The organism is Streptomyces graminilatus (assembly GCF_001418565.1).
Lineage (GTDB): Bacteria > Actinomycetota > Actinomycetes > Streptomycetales > Streptomycetaceae > Streptomyces > Streptomyces graminilatus.
Genome location: NZ_LIQQ01000147.1, coordinates 1 through 624, shown reverse-complemented (window position 1 = coordinate 624; position 624 = coordinate 1). Strand labels below are relative to the sequence as shown.

Genomic DNA, 624 nt, shown 5'->3' with positions numbered 1-624 from the left:
TCCATGCAGCGGCCGGCCTGCGCGCTGATGACAGGGAGCAGCGCCCCCGGGACATACACCTCGTCCCAGTCGCGGACCCGCTCCTCGACGGGCCTGCGCGGCCAGTTCTGCCGTGCTGTGGTGAGAAAACCCTTGGGATCGCCCATGACCGTGTCCTCGCCGTCCTCCCCGCTCGCGCATGACGGGGCCTGCGTCGTCGGACGGCACTCTCCTCCGGCCACGATACGACTCATCGACCACGCATGCCGAGCGGTCCGACGGCTCAGGCGACAGCCAGGACGTACAGCACGGAGGCGGCCCCCGAGGCGACCGTGCGTATGTGGTTCCACCGGGTCCACTCGCGCACGTACACGGGCCAGTACGAGGCCGCTTCAGCCGTCCCCGGATCCAGCCTCGCCAGCGCGTTGTTGCGCGGTACGTTCGCGCCCATCGTGAGTCCGAACGAGCCGAACAGATACAGCGCGCTGCCGATCAGCAGCTCCACGGCGCCCTTGTCCGGCCACACCACGCACGTGACCACGACGGTCACCAGACACAGTGCGGCCGACCCGACGAACACCAGCATGAAGGGCGGAGTCACCGCGGAGACGTTGATCGCCCGCATCGCCGCGACCCCCTGCGCGG

General features: G+C 69.6%; 1 protein-coding gene. It reads right to left on the bottom strand.

Annotation, left to right across the window (positions count from 1 at the left end; translation table 11 throughout):
• Positions 1–262 precede the first annotated feature (262 nt).
• Positions 263–624, bottom strand: a 362-nt coding sequence (locus tag AOK08_RS14475) for an anthrone oxygenase family protein (RefSeq protein WP_055525960.1), incomplete at its 5' end; no start/stop codon positions are given.